Here is a 15,966-nt window from a genome sequence, read left to right as displayed (position 1 = left end):
GTGTGACGCCCACGCGGCCGAAGTCCTAGGGTCAGGCCCGTCGCGTGTTACGTGAGTGTTAGGTGAGGTCCCATGTCCACAACCAAACAGGACGGGCGGGTGCGCAGGTTCCGGTTCAATGCCTGGAACCTGCTGCTGATCGTCCCGTTGCTGATCCTGGTCACGCCGTTGTTCAACTCGGACGGTCCCAGACTCTTCGGAATGCCGTTCTTCTACTGGTTCCAGCTCGTGTTCGTCGCCGCCGGCGTGCTGTGCACCGGCATCGTCTACTGGGCGACGCGGAACGAGCGGACCAGTGACGAGCCGGACAAGCTGAGTGTGGACGACCTCGACGAGGGTGAGCGCCGATGACCATCCAATGGGTGCAACTGACGATTTTCATCATCCTCTTCGCGCTGGTCACCGTGCTCGGGTTCGTCGCGTCGCGGTGGAAGGCCGGTGCGAACCTCGACCACCTCGACGAGTGGGGCCTCGGCGGCCGCAGGTTCGGCGCGTGGATCACGTGGTTCCTGCTCGGCGGTGACCTCTACACGGCCTACACGTTCGTCGCCGTGCCCGCGCTGGTGTTCAGCGCCGGCGCCCTCGGCATGTACGCGCTGCCTTACACGATCGTCGTCTACCCGATCGTGCTGCTGCCGGCGCTGCGCATGTGGTCGGTGAGCCGCTCGCGCGGCTACGTGACGCCGGCCGACTTCGTGCGTGGCCGCTTCGGTTCGCCGACGCTCGCGCTCCTCATCGCCATCACCGGCATCGTCGCCACCATGCCCTACATCGCGCTGCAGCTGGTGGGCCTCGAGGCCGTGCTGCGCACGATGGGCATCAACGGCTCCGGCATCGTCGGGCACCTGCCGCTGCTGGTCGCGTTCCTGATCCTGGCGCTGTACACGTACCAGTCGGGCCTGCGCGCGCCCGCGCTGATCGCGTTCGTCAAGGACATCCTGATCTACATCGTGATCATCGTGGCGATCGTGTACCTGCCCTCGAAGCTCGGCGGCTGGGACCACATCTTCAACCAGGCGGCCGCGAAGCTGGCCACGCCGAACCCGACCACCGGCAAGCCGGCGGGCTCGATCCTGCTGACGTCGGCCAACCAGCTGCAGTACGCCACGCTGGCCCTCGGTTCGGCGCTCGCGCTGTTCCTCTACCCGCACTCGCTCACGAGCGTGCTCGCTTCGCGCGGACGCAACGTGATCAAGCGCAACATGGTCGCGCTGCCGGCGTACTCGCTGGTGCTGGGCCTGTTGGCGCTGCTCGGGTACGTGGCGATCAGCGCCGGCGTGAAGCCGCTGACCAACAACGCCACCGGCAAGGCCGACGGCAACACCATCGTGCCGCTGCTGTTCGACTCGCAGTTCTCGCACTGGTTCGCCGGCATCGCGTTCGCCGCGATCGGCATCGGCGCGCTGGTGCCCGCCGCGATCATGTCGATCGCCGCGGCGAACCTGTGGACCCGCAACATCTACAAGGAGTACATCCGCAAGAACGCGACGCCGAAGCAGGAAGCCAAGCAGGCCAAGCTCGCTTCGCTGATCGTGAAGCTCGGCGCGGTGCTGGTGATCATCCTGATCGACCCGCAGTTCTCCATCGACCTGCAGCTCATCGGCGGTGTGCTGATCCTGCAGACGCTGCCCGCCGTGGCGCTCGCGTTGTACACGCGGTGGCTGCACAAGGCCGGCCTCATCGCCGGCTGGGTCGTGGGCATGGGCTGGGGCCTGATCATGCTGTACGGCATTCCCAACCCCGCCAACGGAAAGCTGCACTTCGGCGGCTCGGCGCTCGCGATGGGCAACCTGTCGATCTTCGGCTGGCACCCGTTCTCGGGAACCGGCCTCGCGACGGTGCAGATCTACCCGGGCTTCGTGGCGCTGATCGCCAACGTGGTGGTGGCCGTGATCGTGTCGGCCATCGCGCACGCGGCGAAGTGGAACTCCGGCACGGACGAGACCGAGCCGGAGGACTACCACGCCGACGAGCACGACAAGAACCTGCGGCCCATCGGGGTGCACTGAGTTCTAGTCCACGGTTCTAGTCCACTGTGGATGGCCCCCGCACCTCTTCGGGTGCGGGGGCTTTCTCTTTGCCGATCATCGCGTTGGAGACCACGTAGAGCACCACCGCGTTGAGCAGGTGCCAGAGGAAGTGCGTGCCGATGGGGAAATCCCCGCAGACCACGCCGTCGATGCTGCGCAACGCCAGCGACAGCGCGAACACCGCGCCGGCCACGGCGAAGTGCGGCCAGTACGGGTCGCGCGCGTAGGCGAGCACACCGGCGAACACGACCAGGCCCACGAGCGCCGGCAGATACAGACCCCCGCCGAGGGCTGCCAGCGCCACCGTGAGCACCACGAAGGCGGGCGCCGCGAGCCAGGATCGCCGCATCCGCACGCCGAAGAAGACGTTGGGGAACTTCGCGGCGTAGTAGAGCACGAACACGAGGATGAAACCGGAGTCGGCGGCGCCGCCCCAGCGCGTGGCGATCAGGTGGAACACCGTGCTGGCCAGGAACACGAGGCCGATGAGGAGGGCGAGCGTCCGCCCGGTGCGCCGGCCGTCCGCGCGCCACCACACCGCGGCGGCCGAAACGAGGAACGCCAGGTTGGTGACGTCGTTGAGCGGCTCGCCCCAGAGCCCGGGCGCGAGGCGTTCGCAGTAACCGTCCACGTATGCGGTCCAGTTCACGCCGTAAGCAAACTCCACCCGGGTGAACGCGTGGTGCCGTGGGTGGGTGTTTTCGCGTTAGCGTGGGGCATGAGCGACAGCCGGTTTCCGTTGACCGAACCCGAAGACCTGCCCGAAGACCTGCGTGCGCGGGTGGGGGCGATCGCCGAGAAATCCGGCTTCACGCCGAATATCTTCCGCGCGCTGGGCCACCGGCCGGCGGAGCTGCGGGCGTTCATGGACTACCACGACGCGTTGATGGAGCGCGAAGGCGGTTTGACGAAGGCCGAGCGTGAGCTGGTGGTGGTGGCGACGTCGGGGGCGAACCACTGCACGTACTGCATCGTGGCCCACGGCGCGATCCTGCGGATCCGCGCGAAGGATCCCGAGCTGTCCGACCGGGTCGCGGCGAACCCGTGGCAGGTGGAGCTGGACGAGCGTGGCCGCGCGATCGTCGACCTCGCGCTGGCGCTGTCCCAGGACTCCGCGCTGTTCGGCGAAGCCGACCTCGAGGCGGCGCGCGACGCGGGGCTTTCGGAGGAGGAGATCTGGGACGTCGGCGCGATCACGGCGCTGTTCGCGATGTCCAACCGGCTGGCGCACCTCACCGCGTTGAAGCCGAACCCGGAGTTTTTCCTGATGGGGCGTCAGAAGCGGTAGAACGAGCCGGGCAGGTCGCGGCTCACCTCGAACCGGCCGCGCCACCAGGCGCGCAGCTTGTTCATCGGTTTCGTCCAGATGCGGGGCGCGGGCCCGAAGTAGCGCGGGTCTTCGTGCGGGGTGAACGCGTCGCCGGTCAGGATCACCACGTCGTGGCCGCGCGGGCAGTGCCCGGCCACGGAGATCATGCCGCGGGTGAGGTTCTCGACCCACTCGACCTCGTCCACACCCAGCAGCGTGCGGCGGTCGCAGACGGCGCAGTAGACGACGAACACCTACAGCTCCATCCGCCAGGTCTCGCCGGTCATCGGCGGCCCGAACTCGCTGGTGGGTGTTGTTTTGTCGAGCTCGAACCCGGCCGCGCGGTAGATGCCGCGCGCCGCGTCGAGGGCCTCGAGGGTCCACAGCTCCATGGCCCGGTAGCCGCGCCCGCGCGCGAACTCCACGCACTCGTGCACGAGCCGCTTGCCGACGCCGTGGCCGCGCGCGGCCGGTTCGAGCAGCAGGAGGCGCAGCTTGGCCGTGGTGCGGTCGGCGGCCGGCATGCAGAACACGCTGCCCACGCGTTCACCCGCGAGCTCGGCAATCCACGCCGCCTGGCGCGGGTCGTCCCGGTGGTCGGCGAAATCGGCGACCACGCGGGCGACGAGGGCTTCGAAGCGCTCGTCGAGGCCGTACTCGCGGGCGTAGAGGGTGCCGTGGCGGTGCACGACCCAGCCAAGATCACCCGGGCGGGGGGTCCGTAACACGAGCGGCGGATTCTTGTCCCCGGTCTCGCCGACGAGCGCCGTGATGGTCCCCATCGCGCCGAGCAGGCGGCGCTGGTCGTCGTCGGGGAACCGCTCCAGCAGTCCCCCGATCTGCCGCACCGACCGGCTGTCCAGGTCGGTGAACGCTTCCCGCCCGGCGTCCGTGAGCCGCACGATCTGGCGGCGGGCGTCCTCACCGCTGCGTTCCCTGACCAGAAGCCCGCGGCCCTCCAGCCGGCTGAGGAGCCGGCTCGCGTAACCGCCGTCGAGGTCAAGGCGTTTCCGCAGGTCACTCACGTGGAGCTCACTTTGTTGGGCGACCTCGAACAGCACCCGCGCTTCGCTCAGCGAATACTCGGCGTCGGCCGGCCCTTCGTCGAGGACCCCGATCACCCCGGTGTACAGGCGGTTGAACGCGCGCACAGTGGCCACGCGCTGCGCCAGGCTCACCTCGGTCATTGACCACCTCAACCAACTCGTTGACGCAGTCAAGCATCACGCCGCAAGGCGGTTCACGCAAGGGTTTTGCGAAAATCGGACAAGTCGTCCAGACAGATGGAAACCCCGTGATGCTGCCAGGTCGGGGGTCCGCCAGCATCACGGGGTCGTAGTGGGTATCGACGCCGCGAACCGCGGCGTTACACCCACAGCACTTTGTGTTCCAGGTCACTCGTGTGAGTGACACACTAACCAATTACGGCGACCTCAGCGCATGAACGGCTGACGCGCCTGGGCGAGGGCAATGAGCTCCTGGCGCACCGTAGAGGTGGCCGCGGTGTCGATCGCCCGGTTCAGCGCCCGGCGAGTACGAGCCTCGGCGCGACGGGCACGGAGCTTGGCGGCGATGTTGCTCATGGGTTTCTGCATCCCCTTAGAGGTGTTTGGTGGCTGTGCTTCTAGTATGCGCCCTGCGCGCGCGAGATGCCAACGAATCAGCGGTGATGTGGCTTACTTGCCGATGAATCATCGGCAGTGTCCTGGATCTCGCCGGACAGATTGGGTGTCGCGGGTCACTTGCGGGTAACGGCCTACAGGTGTCTAGGTCTTTCTACGTTCTTGGGTAGATATGGCTATTCGGCTTCATAGAGCGGTAGCGAACGGGAGGTCGCCGCCGTGCTCACGCTCGCTACCGCGCCTGCCTTCTCGTCTCGCCAGTGCCGACCGCGCTGGCCGAAGTGGCCGCCTTCCACCACTCCACCTGCACCAACGCGCACTTCGCCGCCCATCTGGTGCCGGTTGCCCGATGGCACGCCGCCCTCGCGGCCGTCGCACACGCCTCCGCCGGCCCCGGCAATCGTCGGCCGCTTCTCCTGCTATTCGCCGTCTTCGCCGCGGGCCGCATCGTTCGCACCGCCCACCTCGGGCCGCCTCAGCCACCGCGACGGGACCGGCCACCGACGTCTTGCGCGGTCAGGGTTTCCCGGCCTCGGCAATCGTCGGCCGTGCGCCTCCGGCCTTCCGGCACCCTCTTCACAGGTCACATCCTTCGCGCCGGCCGCCTCGATCACAGGCGCGGCCGCTGGCCTCGACAGCTTTGGCCGCTCTCCTGCCATTCGTTGCCTTCGCCACGGCCCGCGTCGTTCGCGCGTCGGCCACCCCCGGCCACCAGCACGGCACCCGCCATGTGGGTCTTAGGCGGTCAAAGGCCCGTTCGCCAGCTTCGGCAATCGTCAGTGACGCTGCTCCGGCCATCCGGCGCCCGCTTCGCAAGTCACCTCGTTCGCGCCGGCTACCTCCGGCTGACTCAGCCACCACGGCGGCACCCGTCACCTGGGTCATGGTGGTCACAGGCGCGGCTTGGCGGGCCTCGACAACTTCGTCCGCTTCTCCTGCTGTTCGGTGCACTTCGCCGTGGGCTACGTCGTCGGGTCGGCTACCGCCGGCCACCCCCAGGGCACCCGTCAAGTGGTTCTTGCGCGGTCACGGGCGCAGCTTCGCTGGCCGCGGCAATCGTCAGCAGCGTCTTCACCGCAGGCATCTCCGGCCGCCTCCGTCGCCGCGGCGTCACCACCCACGTCGATCTTGTGCAGTCACCGGCTCGGTTTCGCTCGCCTCGGCAACCGTTGGTCGTGCTCCTCCCGCCATCCAGTGCCTTCTTCGCAAGTCACGTCGCTCGCGCCAGCCGAGGGCCACTTCCGGTCGACTCCGCGTCGCCAGCCAGGTCGATTCCGCGTAGTGCGCACGCGCAGCTTCTTCGGCCTTGGCAACCTTGCTGCGGCCTACTGGACTTTCGGCGCAGGCCTCCTCGGCCACGAGCCTGCCTCGACCACCCCGGTGGCGACAGAGGCGTCGATCTCGGATGGTTGCCTGCGCGACTTCACTGGTCCCGACCTACGTCTTCTGCACTGCGCCACCCGTTCGGTGCGTCCCGTGTGCGCCGCCAGGCCCACGAGACTGGCTCGACTACTTCGGTGGCGACAGAGGTGTCGATCTCGAGGGTTGCGTGCGCGGCTTTACCGGCCCGGCAGAGTCAGTCTGCACCGCGCCGGCCCTCTGCGCTTTCCGTGTGGGCCGTTTGAGCCATGAGGCTGCCTCGACTACCTCGGCGACGTCACGGGTGTTGATCTCGGATGGCCACATGCGCGACCTCAGCGGCCTGGGCGATCGTCGCCTTGGCTGCTCCAGTGAGACCGGCGAGTGCCGAGCCACCGGTCAGCTCGGCATCACGCCGGGTCAGTCGCGGCCAAGCAGGTAGTGGCCGAAGTGCGGCACCGTGAAAGCGATCTGCCCGCGTTCCGCGGAGTAGACCAGGCCTTTCTTCATCAAACTGTCCCGCGCCGGCGACAACGACGACGGCTTGCGGCCCAGGTACACGGCCACATCCGCGGTGCCGGCGGGTTCGTCGCGGCCCTGGGTCAGCTCGGCCATCGCGAGCAGGTACTCGCGCTCGGCGGGCGTGGCGCGCTCGTAGCGAGAGCCGAAGAAGCCCACCGCGAGCTCGGATTCCGCCTCGGGCGCCGCGACCTGCACGTCCTTGACCGTGATCGGGTCGGCGGGGGCGGCGTCCCAGGCGGCTTTGCCGTAGGCCTGGATGAAGTAGGGGTAGCCGCCGGACGCGTCGAACAGGGCGTCGAGCGCCTCGGGCTCGATACCGGCCTCTTCGCGTTCGATCGGGGCCATCACGGCGAAATCGGCGTCCTCGCGGCTCAGTCGGTCGATGCGCGCGTAGCGGAACAGCCGTTCCGAGTAAGACTTCGACGCCGACAACACCGCCGGCACATGCGGCAGCCCCGCCCCGACAACCACCAGCGGCGCCCCGGATTGCGACAGCTCGTGGCACGCCGCGCACAACGCGGAAACGTCGTCGGGCTGCAGGTCCTGGATCTCGTCGATCAGCAACGCCACCCCGGTCCCGACGTCGGCCGCCAACTCGGCGACGTCGGTGAACAGCTCCACCAGGTCGATCTCGATGTCCCCGGAATCCGCCCGCCCCTGCGCGGCCGGCGCCTCGATGCCCGGCTGCCACCGGTCGCGCAGCTTCGCGTCGGCCTTGTTCGCCTTCAGCGCGAACGCCTTCAGCACCCCCAGCACTTCCTCAACCCGATCCGGCGCGCGATGCCGCACCGCCAGATCCCGAATCGCTCGGTGCAAGGCCGCCGACAACGGCCGCCTCAGCTCCGCATCCGGCCGCGCCTCGATCTTCCCGGCGCCCCACCCGTGCCGGACGGCCATCGACCGCAACTCCCCCAGCAACACGGTCTTGCCCACACCCCGCAGCCCGGTCAACACCAGACTCCGCTCGGGCCGCCCCCTCGCAACCCTCTCCAGCACCACCTCGAACGCCTTCAGCTCACGCTCCCGCCCCGCCAACTCGGGCGGCCGCTGCCCAGCCCCGGGCGCGAACGGATTGCGGATGGGGTCCACTCTCCCACCGTATCGGCCTGTCTAGCGCCGGCCCGATATTCCGCCATATCCCGCTAGCGCGTGTCGCCGATCACCCGCACCCCTCAGGCTGGCCTCGCCGCCAGCGCACTCGCCAGCGCACTCGTCAGCGCACCCGCTGGCCAATCCCTCCGGTGCACCCGTCGGCCCATCCGACCGACCCGTTCCTCAGGCGCACCGGCCGACTGAAGCCGCTGCCCGCCCCGCCGGTGCACCCGCCGGCCCAAGTCACTGGCCCGCACCCGTGCGCCCGTACTCACGACCGGCCTCCTAGCGCCAGGGACCTTCCTCGACGGGCCCACTCGTCCGATGGCGAAGACACGGCCTCACATCGCGCCTGTCCCGAGTGGACCGCTCGCGCAGCGCTCGTGGCACGAAGAGGCCTTTCGCACCTGCCAACCTGCGCGAGGTGACCTTTCGCTCTTGCTTACCTGAGCGAAGGGACCGCTCGCGCCGAGCCGACCACACCGCCGAACCGCTCGAACCGCGCCCGAATCACCCCGGCGCACTCCGCGGTCGCCACGAATGGACCGTTCGTGCGGCTTGTCGCGAGTGAACGGTCCATTCGCTCACCGCCGACAGCGCGAAGGGACCTTTCGCACCTGTCCACCAGCGCGCACACACCGTGAGTCGCGAGTCGACATGTGTCCATTCACGACCTAGCTCAAGGCGCGACCGGTCCATTCGCACCACGCAACCGGACCCCTCGCACCCGCCGCCCAGAACACGACCGAACCGTCCGCGCCCAAACCCAGCAAGCCCAAGCCCAGCCCAAACCAAACCCAAAACCCCACTAGAAGGGATGGGCGGGTCTGCAGCCCCGACCATCCCCACCCCCAGCACTCACTCCGACGCCGCCCTACTCCTCCAGGTTCCGCTCCGCGTAAATCCGCATCGCGTCCCGCATGAACTCCGCCGTGCCGGCACCGTGCGAGGCGTCGTAGGACCCATACCGCGGATCATCGACATACAACTGCCCCAGCCCCGCGAAATACCCCCGCGACACCTTCCGAACAGCCGGCCGCAGCCAGTCACACAACCGCCCGGCAATGGCCTGGACCTCAGCAGAATCAACCGCAAGCCCAGCCAAACGCGCAGCTCCGAACGCACCAGCGATCTCCACCTGCTCCCGCTGATGCGCCGCCTTCTCCTCCGCCGACAACGACCGCCACCACTGGTCCCCGGTGCGGTACGCCGAAGCGCCCCACCGCGAAGTCACCTCGGCCTCGTACGCCGTGTGGTCGAACCCGTCGAACACTTCCTCCACCATGAGTGGTTCACCTCCCTCCAGCTTCCTCAACGTGGTCCGCACCGAGGCGATCTGCCGTCCGATGCGCTCCTGCTCGCGCTCCAGCAGCGTCAGGTGCGTCGACAAAGCGACAACGCTGTCGCGCTCACCGTCGAGCACCGAAGCGATCGCCGGCAGGCCCAGGCCCAGCGACCGCAGCAGCAGGATCCGCTGCAGCCGCACGAGGGCGGCCGCGTCGTAGTAGCGGTAGCCGTTGCCGCCGACGTTGCTGGGCGTGAGCAGCCCGATGGCGTCGTAGTGGCGCAGCGTGCGGCTGGTCGTGCCCGCCGCTCGGGCGATGTCCTGGATCGACCACATGCGGAAACGATAAAAGTTGACGCGGCGTCAAGGTCAAGCGCTAAGGCCTTCTACGAGAATCTAGTAAAAACACGATACACACTTAGCGAGCCCTAGCGCGGTTCGGCGGCGAGCCACCGGGGAATCCCGGTTGTAGGTTCGACCAGCACCGAAGACCTCGCAGGAAAGGCGACGACCGTGATACTGCGCCGGGTGGCCCGTCCACTGCTCGCGTCGATGTTCATCTACGGCGGTATCGGCATGCTCCGCGACACACAGGGGCACGCGAAGGCGATCGAGCCGTTCCTCACCGAGACGTTCGACAAGGTCGAGGGCCTGGTCCCCGACCAGGTGCCGCGCGATCCGGCCACGCTCGTGCGCATCGACGCCGCCGTGAAGATCGGCGCCGGCCTCGCGCTCGCGTCGGGCAAGGCACCGCGGCTGGCGGCACTCGCGCTGCTCGGCACGCTCGTGCCGACCACGGCCGCCGCCCACCGGTTCTGGGAGATCAAGGACCCCGTCGAGCGGCAGGCGCAGCAGGTGCAGTTCCTCAAGAACGCGGGCATCGCCGGCGGTCTCCTGCTGGCCGCGGGCGACACGGCGGGCAAGCCGTCGCTGGGCTGGCGTGCCCGCCGCGCGGCGAAGAAGGCCGGTAAGCAGGCCGAGAAGCTGAGCAAGAAGGCCGAGAAGCAGCTCAGCTGACGGTAAACGCGGGCCCCCGCCGCGAAGAGGGGGCCCGCAGCGTCACTTCTCCAGAATCGTCGTCACACCCTGGCCGCCGGCCGCGCAGATCGAGATCAGGCCGCGGCCGGATCCCTTCTCGTGCAACAGCTTCGCCAGCGTGGCCACGATCCGCCCGCCCGTCGCGGCGAACGGGTGGCCCGCCGCGAGCGAGGAGCCGTTCACGTTCAGCTTCGCGCGGTCGATCGAGCCCAGCGGCGCGTCGAGCCCCAGCTTCTCCTTGGCGAACGCCGGGTCCTCCCACGCTTTCAACGTCGCCAGCACCTGCGAAGCGAACGCCTCGTGGATCTCGTAGAAATCGAATTCCTGCAAGGAAAGTCCCGCGCGTTCGAGCATTCGCGGCACCGCGTACGCGGGCGCCATCAGCAGGCCCTCGTCGCCGTGCACGTAGTCGACCGCGGCCGTCTGCGAGAACGTCAGATAGGCCTGCACCGGCAGGTGGTGCGCGGCGGCCCACTCGTCCGTCGCGAGCAGCACGGTCGACGCGCCGTCGGTGAGTGGCGTCGAGTTGCCGGCCGTCATGGTGCCGTCAGCGCCGCCGTACACGGGCTTCAGCTTCGCCAGCTTCTCGACCGACGAATCCGGCCGCAGGTTCTGGTCCTTGGCCAGCTTGAGGAACGGCGTCACCAGGTCGTCGAAGAACCCGCGGTCGTACGCGGCCGCGAGGTGCTGGTGGCTGGCGGCGGCGAGCTCGTCCTGCGCCTCGCGCGTCACGTCCCACACCTTCGCCGTGAGCGCTGCGTGCTCGCCCATCGAAAGGCCCGTGCGCGGCTCCGCGTTGCGCGGGATCTCCGGCACGATGTGGCCCGGGCGCAGCTTCGCGACGAGCTTCAGCCGGTCGCCGAGCGTCTTCGCCGCGTTGAGCTGCACGAGGATCTGCCGCAGCTCGGCGTTCACGGCCAGCGGGGCGTCACTCGTCGTGTCCACGCCACCCGCGATGGCGGAATCGATCTCCCCCAACGAGATCTTGTGCGCCACGTTGATCACGGCCTGCAACCCGGTGCCGCACGCCATCTGCACGTCCGACGCGGGCGTCGCGGCCGAAAGCCGGCTGCCGAGCACGCTCTCACGCGCGAGGTTGAAGTCCTTGGAGTGCTTGAGCACCGCGCCCGCCGCGACCTCGCCGATCACCTCGTCCTGCAGCGAGAAGCGGCTGACGAGGCCGTCGAGCGCGGCCGTGAACATGTCCTGGTTCGACGCCTTCGTGTAAGGCCCGTTGGACCGCGCGAAGGGGATGCGGTTGCCGCCGATGATCGCGACCTTGCGTACCGCCGCGGTTTTCCTGGTCGCCATCACGTCCACCTCTCTGAGTCGTCCCTTTCACACTGTAACCTACTAGCGAGTAGGTTAGACTGCGGCGTGACGCAGAAGGCACGGGAGGCGCTCGATGGCTGACAGGTACCAGCAGTTCACGAAGACCCCGCTGGGGAAGTTCGTGGTGCCCAAGCTTGGCCTGCCCAACCCCGCCACGCTGCGCCGCTACCGCCCTGGCCAGCCCGCTCTCGAGGGTCCCGCACTCCTCGGCGCGGCGCCGGGTGGACGGCTGATCAAGACCCTTCAGGGTCAACTCGCCGAGGCCGGCATCGAGACCCTCGACGCCCCGGCCGAGCGCCACGCCGCGCTCGTCTTCGACGCCACCGGCATCAAGGACCCCGCCGACCTGCGTGAGGTCTACCGCTTCTTCCACCCGGTGATCCGCAAGGTCGGCTCGTCGGGGCGCGTGGTCGTGTTCGGCACGCCGCCTGAGCTGGTCGAAGGCCGCGAACGCATCGCGCAACGGGCGCTCGAAGGCTTCGTGCGCTCCGTCGGCAAGGAGCTGAAGCGCGGCGCGACGGCGCAGCTCGTGTACGTGGCCGAAGGCGCCGAAGCCGCGACCGAATCGACGGTGCGCTTCCTGCTGTCCGCGAAATCGGCGTTCGTCGACGCGCAGGTGATCCGCGTCGGCACGCACGGCACGTCGGCCGAAGCGCCGGCCGACTGGGCGAAACCGTTGGCCGGCAAGGTCGCGCTGGTCACCGGCGCGTCCCGCGGCATCGGCGAGGCCATCGCGGAGACGCTCGCCCGCGACGGCGCCCACGTGGTGGCCCTGGACATCCCGGCGCAGGGCGCGGATCTGTCCACAGTGTCCAATCGCGTCGGCGGTTCGGCGCTGCAGCTGGACATCACGTCGGCCGAGGCGCCGGCCAAGCTCGCCGAGTACCTGAAGACGCGCCACGGCGGCGTCGACATCGTGGTCCACAACGCCGGCATCACCCGAGACAAGACGCTCGGCAACCTGACCGAGGGCGGCTGGGACGCCGTGCTCACCGTGAACCTCGCCGCACAGCTCGCGGTGAACGACAAGCTGCTCGCCGAGAAGGTGCTACGCGAAAACGGCCGCATCATCGGCGTTTCCTCCATCGCGGGCATCGCCGGCAACGTCGGCCAGACGAACTACGCCACGTCGAAGGCCGGCGTGATCGGCATGGTCGACGTCGGCGCCCCGCGGCTCGCCGAATACGGCGGCACGATCAACGCCGTCGCGCCGGGCTTCATCGAGACCAAGATGACCGCCGCGGTGCCCGTGTTCATCCGCGAAGCCGGGCGGCGCCTGTCGAGTCTCGGCCAGGGCGGCCTGCCGGTGGACGTCGCCGAGACCATCGCCTGGTACGCGAGCCCGGCGTCGGCCGCGGTCAACGGCAATGTGGTCCGCGTGTGCGGCCAGGCCCTGCTGGGAGCGTGACGATGTCCGTTCGCGAGATTTCGACCGCCCCCAGCCTGGCGACGCTGTACCCCAAGGCATTGCTGCGCCGCGGCGGCGGCTCGACGCTGCCGGACACCGAGCTGGTGCGGCCTTCGGTGGAGGTCTCTGCTGCGCACGTTTCGGCGTACGCGCAGGTCTGCGGCTTCCGCTTCTCGGACGAGCTGCCCGCGACGTACCCGCACCTGCTGGTGTTCGGGCTGCAGATGACGCTGATGACGGAGCCGGGTTTCCCGTTCCCGCTGCTCGGCCTGGTGCACGTCGCGAACTCGATCACCGTCCGTCGCCCCCTGCTGCTGAGCGAGACGTTCACCGCCCGCGTGCGCGCGGAAAACCTGCGGCCGCACGAGAAAGGCCGGCAGTTCGACATGGTGAGCGAGCTGTGGGTGGGCACGGAACTCGTGTGGTCGGAGGTGTCCACCTACCTGCGCCGCGGCGGTTCTTCCGCTTCTCGCCCCCACACCACCCTGGTCCCCCCGACGCCCACCGCCCTGTGGACCCTCCCGGCCGACACGGGCCGCCGCTACGCCGAAGTTTCGGGCGACCGCAACCCCATCCACCTGCACGCCCTCACGGCCCGCCTCTTCGGCTTCCCCCGCGCCATCGCCCACGGCATGTGGACCAAGGCCCACGCCCTGGCCTCCTTCGAGGGCCGCCTGCCCGACGCGTACACGGTGGCTGTCCGCTTCAAGCAACCCGTGCTCCTGCCGGCCCGCGCGGCCTTCACGGCGTGGCCGACGGACGAGGAGTGGGCCTTCGAGCTGTGGCACGCCCGCCAGCCGAAACCGCACCTGGACGGCGTGATCTCAGCCCTCTGAGGGCGTTCTGTTCCGCTGACCAGCGGTGTCAGCACGTTTCGCCCGACTTGAGCGCGGTCGTCAGCCGGCGACCGTCATTCCGACGGCTTCCAGACCTCACCCTCGATGAGGTCGTTGAACCCCAGCCACACCAGGTTCATCAGCCACGACGCCAGCACACTGTCCGAAATCTCCGGATGATCCAACGCCCAGTCAGCCAACGACTCAGCCGCGCCCACCAGCGCCGCGGCCAGCCCAGCACCGGAGAACTCGGCCGCGTCGCCGAGGCCTTTGCGCGTGCCGGCCGACACCACAAGGGCGGCGACGAGTTCGATCGCCCGCCCGCGCATCGCGGTGATCTCGGCCGCGAACGCGCCGCCGACGGTGAGCGCCTGGCGGTGCAGCACGGTCCACGACTCACGGTATTCGGCCACGAAGCGGTAGAACGAGCGCAGCCCGTGCCAAAGCTGCATGTCAGGCGGTAGATCGGGCTGCACGCCCGCCTGGATGGCTTCGAGCAGGCGGGTCGCCTCGCGCTGGATGCTCTTGCCGAAGAGGTCTTCCTTCGAGCCGAGGTAGGTGTAGATCATCGGCTTGGAGACGCCGGCGACGTCGGAGATCTCGTCCATCGAGGCCGCGTGGTAGCCGTGGCGGGAGAACACGCGCACGGCCGCGTCCAGGATCTGCCGCTCCCGCACCGCGCGCGGCAGCCGCCTGGCCCGCTCCGGCGGGCGCTGATCTTCGTCGGGCACTCTCCGACCTCCCTCTCGCCAGCAGGAAACGGTACCTGCCGCAGTGGTCGGCCCGTGCTTGCCCGCTTACCTACTCATGGGTAGCCTTTGCTGGAAGATCACGGAAGGGGCATCCGATGGCCGACGTGTCCGGCTTGCGCGGCACCGCACTCCTCGACGCCCTCGACCACGCCGACCTCACCGGCCTCGACGTCAACACCGTCGCCGACGCCCTCGACCCCCGCGAACTCGGTCGCGTCGACTTCCGCCGCCTCCTCGACACCCTCGTTCGCCTGTCCGAGCAGGCCCCGGCGTTCTCTCTGACGAAGGTCGACCCCACCCGCTTCGCCACGCTCGTCTCCCGCGCTTCCCGCGCCCAACTCGAGGCCGTCGTCGCTTCGCCCGCCCTGCGCGCCCGCGTCCTCGACGAAATCTTCGCCCGCATGGGCTCCCACATCCGCCGCGACCGCGCCCTCGACGCCGTCATCCACTGGCGCCTCTCCGGCGGCACCGGCCCCGGCGGCTACGACCGTTACGCCACCGCCATTTCCGGCGGCTCCTGCACGGTTTCCCGGGTCACGGAAGGACGTCCCCGCGTCACGGTCACCTTGTCGCCCGTGGATTTCTTCCGCCTCATCACTCACCAGGCCACGCCCGCCGTGCTCTTCGTGACGGGCAAGATCAAGGTAAAAGGCGACCTGGCTTTCGCGGCCGGCCTGATCGGTCATTTCGACCTTCCGAAGCCCTCCTGAGCAGTTAGACTTCGCGCCCGTGTCCCGATTCTCGCGTCCCCGTTCCGCCGCCACCGAGGGGCACGCGGTCAACGGCTTCGCCCGCCAACTCGAGGTCGCCAAGCTCACGCCCGCACAGTTCGTGCAGGTCCTGGAAACCCTGCACATGCTCGGAACCGCCGGCGCCGGCATCGAACTGAGCTCCCTCACCACACAGTCCCTGGTCGACGTCGTCAACCGCGCCTCCCGCGACCAACTCAAGGCCCTCGCCGACCACCCCGACCTCCGCGCGGTCTTCCTCGACGAGATCTTCCGCCGCATGTCCGAACACTTCCGCCCCGACCGCGCCCGCCACGTCGACTTCGTCGTCTCCTGGCGCTTCTCCGGCGCCACCACGGAAGACGGCTACGACCGCTTCCAAACCGTCATCGAATCCGGCGCGTGCGTCTCGAGCACAGACCTGTCCCGCACCCCGGACACCACCCTCACCCTCTCGGTCGACGACTTCATCCGCATGGCCACCGGCACCGCCGCCCCGGCGGCGATGTTCGTGACGGGCCGCGTGAAGGTCAAGGGCGAGTACGCGCCGGCGGTGCGGTTTTCGAGCTACTTCGACATCCCGAAGGCCAGTTCTGGCGAGTAGCCAGGACGATTGGCAAGTTGCAGATTTTGTCGGTGGCGCGTTCTACAGT

At 68.8% G+C, this 15,966-nt stretch carries 16 protein-coding genes; 8 read left to right on the top strand and 8 right to left on the bottom strand.

All coding sequences use genetic code 11. The features are described 5' to 3' along the window. Window positions 1-72: 72 nt before the first annotated feature. Window positions 73-351, top strand: a complete 279-nt coding sequence (locus tag VSH64_RS36370; RefSeq protein ID WP_326567277.1) for a DUF3311 domain-containing protein — start codon at window positions 73-75, stop codon at window positions 349-351. Further along, window positions 348-2,009, top strand: a complete 1,662-nt coding sequence (mctP, locus tag VSH64_RS36365; RefSeq protein WP_326567276.1) for a monocarboxylate uptake permease MctP — start codon at window positions 348-350, stop codon at window positions 2,007-2,009. Before VSH64_RS36370 ends, mctP begins: the two co-directional genes overlap by 4 nt. A 16-nt stretch (window positions 2,010-2,025) precedes the next feature. On the opposite strand, the gene VSH64_RS36360 is transcribed toward mctP, so the two are convergent. Beyond that, a complete protein-coding gene (locus tag VSH64_RS36360) occupies window positions 2,026-2,679 on the bottom strand; it encodes a hypothetical protein (RefSeq protein ID WP_326567275.1) in 654 nt (217 codons plus the stop codon). 69 nt (window positions 2,680-2,748) lie between these two features. Here VSH64_RS36360 and VSH64_RS36355 point away from each other — a divergent pair, with 69 nt between their 5' ends. Beyond that, the gene (locus VSH64_RS36355) at window positions 2,749-3,318 is read left to right on the top strand and encodes a peroxidase-related enzyme (RefSeq protein WP_326567274.1); all 570 of its coding nucleotides are present in this window, start codon (window positions 2,749-2,751) and stop codon (window positions 3,316-3,318) included. Here VSH64_RS36355 and VSH64_RS36350 read toward each other — a convergent pair. The 5 genes from VSH64_RS36350 to VSH64_RS36330 form a co-directional block, all read right to left on the bottom strand. Next, entirely contained in the window at window positions 3,306-3,593 is a 288-nt protein-coding gene (locus VSH64_RS36350; RefSeq protein ID WP_326567273.1) for a hypothetical protein, read from the bottom strand. The two genes, VSH64_RS36355 and VSH64_RS36350, sit on opposite strands and share 13 nt — an antisense overlap. Then, the gene (locus VSH64_RS36345) at window positions 3,594-4,526 is read right to left on the bottom strand and encodes a bifunctional helix-turn-helix transcriptional regulator/GNAT family N-acetyltransferase (RefSeq protein WP_326567272.1); all 933 of its coding nucleotides are present in this window, start codon (window positions 4,524-4,526) and stop codon (window positions 3,594-3,596) included. A gap of 246 nt (window positions 4,527-4,772) precedes the next feature. Beyond that, window positions 4,773-4,922, bottom strand: a complete 150-nt coding sequence (locus tag VSH64_RS36340) for a hypothetical protein (protein WP_162836041.1) — start codon at window positions 4,920-4,922, stop codon at window positions 4,773-4,775. A gap of 1,818 nt (window positions 4,923-6,740) precedes the next feature. Continuing rightward, window positions 6,741-7,931: an ATP-binding protein gene (locus VSH64_RS36335; protein ID WP_326567271.1), complete on the bottom strand. Its 1,191-nt coding sequence runs from the start codon at window positions 7,929-7,931 to the stop codon at window positions 6,741-6,743. 877 nt (window positions 7,932-8,808) lie between these two features. Continuing rightward, the gene (locus tag VSH64_RS36330) at window positions 8,809-9,555 is read right to left on the bottom strand and encodes a MerR family transcriptional regulator (RefSeq protein ID WP_326567270.1); all 747 of its coding nucleotides are present in this window, start codon (window positions 9,553-9,555) and stop codon (window positions 8,809-8,811) included. A gap of 177 nt (window positions 9,556-9,732) precedes the next feature. Between VSH64_RS36330 and VSH64_RS36325 the strand changes: the two genes are divergently transcribed. Further along, window positions 9,733-10,236 (top strand): DoxX family protein, encoded by a 504-nt coding sequence (locus VSH64_RS36325; RefSeq protein ID WP_326567269.1) that lies wholly within the window; start codon window positions 9,733-9,735, stop codon window positions 10,234-10,236. A gap of 42 nt (window positions 10,237-10,278) precedes the next feature. Here the strand turns inward: VSH64_RS36325 and VSH64_RS36320 are convergent, their stop codons facing one another. Further along, window positions 10,279-11,568, bottom strand: coding sequence for an acetyl-CoA C-acetyltransferase (locus VSH64_RS36320; protein ID WP_326567268.1), 1,290 nt, complete (start codon window positions 11,566-11,568; stop codon window positions 10,279-10,281). Window positions 11,569-11,662: 94 nt separating this feature from the next. Here VSH64_RS36320 and VSH64_RS36315 point away from each other — a divergent pair, with 94 nt between their 5' ends. Both VSH64_RS36315 and VSH64_RS36310 read left to right on the top strand, forming a co-directional pair. Continuing rightward, window positions 11,663-12,997: a 3-oxoacyl-ACP reductase gene (locus VSH64_RS36315; protein ID WP_326567267.1), complete on the top strand. Its 1,335-nt coding sequence runs from the start codon at window positions 11,663-11,665 to the stop codon at window positions 12,995-12,997. Window positions 12,998-12,999: 2 nt separating this feature from the next. Continuing rightward, window positions 13,000-13,833, top strand: a complete 834-nt coding sequence (locus VSH64_RS36310) for a MaoC family dehydratase (protein WP_326567266.1) — start codon at window positions 13,000-13,002, stop codon at window positions 13,831-13,833. A gap of 74 nt (window positions 13,834-13,907) precedes the next feature. Here the strand turns inward: VSH64_RS36310 and VSH64_RS36305 are convergent, their stop codons facing one another. Next, on the bottom strand, window positions 13,908-14,564 hold the full coding sequence (locus VSH64_RS36305) for a TetR/AcrR family transcriptional regulator (protein ID WP_326567265.1): 657 nt from the start codon (window positions 14,562-14,564) through the stop codon (window positions 13,908-13,910). A 116-nt stretch (window positions 14,565-14,680) separates the two neighbouring features. Between VSH64_RS36305 and VSH64_RS36300 the strand changes: the two genes are divergently transcribed. Both VSH64_RS36300 and VSH64_RS36295 read left to right on the top strand, forming a co-directional pair. Beyond that, entirely contained in the window at window positions 14,681-15,295 is a 615-nt protein-coding gene (locus VSH64_RS36300; RefSeq protein WP_326567264.1) for an SCP2 sterol-binding domain-containing protein, read from the top strand. Between the two features lie 19 nt (window positions 15,296-15,314). After that, window positions 15,315-15,917 carry an SCP2 sterol-binding domain-containing protein gene (locus VSH64_RS36295; protein ID WP_326567263.1) on the top strand — a complete coding sequence of 201 codons (603 nt, stop codon included), beginning with the start codon at window positions 15,315-15,317 and terminating at the stop codon, window positions 15,915-15,917. The last annotated feature ends 49 nt before the right edge of the window (window positions 15,918-15,966 follow it).

The sequence above is a fragment of the Amycolatopsis rhabdoformis genome (assembly GCF_035918295.1).
GTDB lineage: Bacteria > Actinomycetota > Actinomycetes > Mycobacteriales > Pseudonocardiaceae > Amycolatopsis > Amycolatopsis rhabdoformis.
The sequence above is the reverse complement of the archived record's forward strand: the minus strand, read 5'-3'. Positions and strand labels throughout refer to the sequence as shown.

Bases quoted from the DNA above. Each gene is read 5' to 3' on its own strand.
- VSH64_RS36370 (WP_326567277.1), top strand. From the start codon at position 73: ATGTCCACAACCAAACAGGACGGGCGGGTGCGCAGGTTCCGGTTCAAT.
- mctP (WP_326567276.1), top strand. From the start codon at position 348: ATGACCATCCAATGGGTGCAACTGACGATTTTCATCATCCTCTTCGCG.
- VSH64_RS36355 (WP_326567274.1), top strand. From the start codon at position 2,749: ATGAGCGACAGCCGGTTTCCGTTGACCGAACCCGAAGACCTGCCCGAA.
- VSH64_RS36345 (WP_326567272.1), bottom strand. From the start codon at position 4,526: ATGACCGAGGTGAGCCTGGCGCAGCGCGTGGCCACTGTGCGCGCGTTC.
- VSH64_RS36340 (WP_162836041.1), bottom strand. From the start codon at position 4,922: ATGAGCAACATCGCCGCCAAGCTCCGTGCCCGTCGCGCCGAGGCTCGT.
- VSH64_RS36330 (WP_326567270.1), bottom strand. From the start codon at position 9,555: ATGTGGTCGATCCAGGACATCGCCCGAGCGGCGGGCACGACCAGCCGC.
- VSH64_RS36320 (WP_326567268.1), bottom strand. From the start codon at position 11,568: ATGGCGACCAGGAAAACCGCGGCGGTACGCAAGGTCGCGATCATCGGC.
- VSH64_RS36315 (WP_326567267.1), top strand. From the start codon at position 11,663: ATGGCTGACAGGTACCAGCAGTTCACGAAGACCCCGCTGGGGAAGTTC.
- VSH64_RS36310 (WP_326567266.1), top strand. From the start codon at position 13,000: ATGTCCGTTCGCGAGATTTCGACCGCCCCCAGCCTGGCGACGCTGTAC.
- VSH64_RS36300 (WP_326567264.1), top strand. From the start codon at position 14,681: ATGGCCGACGTGTCCGGCTTGCGCGGCACCGCACTCCTCGACGCCCTC.